This is a genomic window from Betaproteobacteria bacterium, assembly GCA_016791345.1.
In the GTDB taxonomy this organism is placed as follows: Bacteria; Pseudomonadota; Gammaproteobacteria; order Burkholderiales; family JAEUMW01; genus JAEUMW01.
On record JAEUMW010000357.1, the window covers coordinates 1 to 2,308 of the forward strand.

Consider the following 2,308-nt stretch of genomic DNA (forward strand, 5'->3'; position numbering starts at 1 on the left):
GTGTCGCGAGTGATCCGAATGCGCTCGTCGAGCTCGCGCAGTGTGAAGTAACCGTCGGCCACCTGCGCGACGAGACTCACGGTGACTGCGCGCCTGGCGTCGTCGCTCGCGAGGTACTGCTCCAGCGCGGCGTCCTTGAGATTGCGCACCCGGCCCCAGAAGTCGAGCTCCCATCCGACGACGCTCAAGCCGACGTAGTACGCAGGCAAAGTGCGCGCGCTCCCGGTTTGGCTCACTTCGGCGGGAACCCCCAACCGCAGCTCTCCCGCGTTCACATTGAGAGTCGGGAACTGGTCGGCGCGGCGGATCTGGAAGGCGGCACGCGCCTCTTGGACGCGCAGGACCGCAACGCGCAGGTCGCGGTTCTCATCCAGCGCCTGCGAGATCATCGCCTGCAGTTGCGGATCAGTGAAGTAGTCGCGCCACGCGATCTCCGGAGCGGGGCGCGCATCGGGCTTCGCAGCCGGTGGCCTGGGAGCATCCGGAGGGTACTCGTTCGCGACCGGTAGCGCCGGCCGGGTAAATTCGGGCGCGAGCGAACACCCCGTAGCCAGCATCCCGAGGCCCAATGCGCACACCGCCGCGAGTGGCCACCGCAAACGGCCCTTGCGACGCGTGCGACCCGCCGCCCGCGCAGTCCCCGATGGGTCTACCGCGAGCGCCCCATCGAGCGGCGCATCGTGATCCGATGAGAGTTTCATGGTTCGTCGGAGCCCTCTAGTCGATCACTGCCGTTTGCGTCGATCGAGGGCTCGCCGCTGTTCGCCTCGAGATCACCGGCAAGCGAATCGAGCAGCTCGTGACCCGATGTGAACTCGCGGCTCCGGCCAGTCACGAGGTTCTCGAGACGACCCGCGAGCGCACCGGCCCGCGCATCGCCGCGCATCTTCAACACGTACGCGCGCCGGCTCGGGTATTTGGGCTTGGAGTCAAGAGGCATTGCGGGTGTCCCCAGCGAAACTCGGAGACAGCCTAGTCGCATCCCATCGCCGAGTGGTAAGTGAAAGGTCGATGTTCGGTCTGTTGTCCATCGCTGCCGGCTGTGGTCGATGTATCAACCCCCGGATGGGGCGCTTCATAGTGCCGGAGTCGGCGCCGGTGCCACATTCGGAGCAACGGGGCGTCCGATCCTGAACCACGCGGCGTAGAGCGCCGGCACGAAGAAGATCGTCAGCACGCTTGCGACGGTCAGGCCGCCCATGATCGCGATGGCCATCGGGCCCCAGAAGATGCTGCGCGTCAGCGGGATCATCGCCAGGACGGTGGCGGCCGCCGTCAGCATCACGGGACGCGTCCGGTGGACGGCCGCGTCGACGACCGCGGTCCACGTGTCGCGCCCGGCGTCGATCTCCGCCTGAACCTGGTCGACCAGGATCACCGAGTTACGCATGATCATCCCGCTCAAGGCGGTGATGCCGAGGATCGCAACGAAGCCGAGCGGCGCCTGGAACAGCAGCAGCGCGGCAACGACCCCGATGATCCCGAGCGGCGCGGTGAGGAACACCATGAACATCTTCGAGAAGCTCTGCAGCTGCAACATCAGGATCGTCAAAATCGTGACCAACATCACCGGGAAGACCGCCGCGAGCGCCCGGTTGGCCTTGTCGCTTTCCTCGACGGCACCGCCGACATCGATGCGATAGCCGGAGGGCAGCTTCGCCTCGATGTCCGCGAGCAGCGGACGAATCGCCTGGGTCGCGGAGACGCCCTGCTCGCCGTCCTTCACATCGGCGCGCACGGTGATCGCCATGTCGCGGTTGCGGCGCCACAGGACCGGCTCCTCGAGCACATAGTCGACCTTCGCAACCTGCGAGAGCGGGACGACGGTGCCATTGCGCGTGAAGAGATTGACGTCCTTCAGCGTATCGAGATCGAGGCGCTCGGAGGGCACGGCACGGGCGACGATGTCGATCAGGTCCTCGTGCTCGCGCAGATGGGACAGCGTCGCGCCGTTCATCACGGTCTGAATCACCAGGGCGACGTCGGCCGGCGCGAGGCCAAGCGCGCGCGCCTTGTCCTGGTCCAAGTCCGCCCGCAGCACGCGCACCGGGTCGTTCCAGTCGAGCTGGACGTCGCGCACCTGGGGACTGGACGCCACGACCTTCTCCACCTCGCGCGCGATCTCCCGCACCTTCTGCGTGTCCGGGCCGACGACGCGGAACTGGACCGGGAAGCCGACCGGCGGGCCGAGCTCAAGACGCGTGATGCGCACCCACGCCTGCGGGAATTCGTCGTTCACCATGGTCATCAGGCGCGAGCGGACGCGCTCACGTGCCTGCGTGTCCTTGGTCATCACGATGAAGACGGC

3 protein-coding genes are annotated in these 2,308 nt (G+C 66.9%); all 3 read right to left on the bottom strand.

Annotated elements, in window-relative coordinates:
• On the bottom strand, window positions 1-557 hold a 557-nt coding region (locus JNK68_14040; protein ID MBL8541463.1), incomplete at its 3' end, for a TolC family protein.
• Between the two features lie 140 nt (window positions 558-697).
• Entirely contained in the window at window positions 698-940 is a 243-nt protein-coding gene (locus JNK68_14045; protein MBL8541464.1) for a hypothetical protein, read from the bottom strand.
• 135 nt (window positions 941-1,075) lie between these two features.
• Window positions 1,076-2,308 (bottom strand): efflux RND transporter permease subunit (locus tag JNK68_14050; GenBank protein ID MBL8541465.1); only part of this gene is annotated, 1,233 nt, incomplete at its 5' end.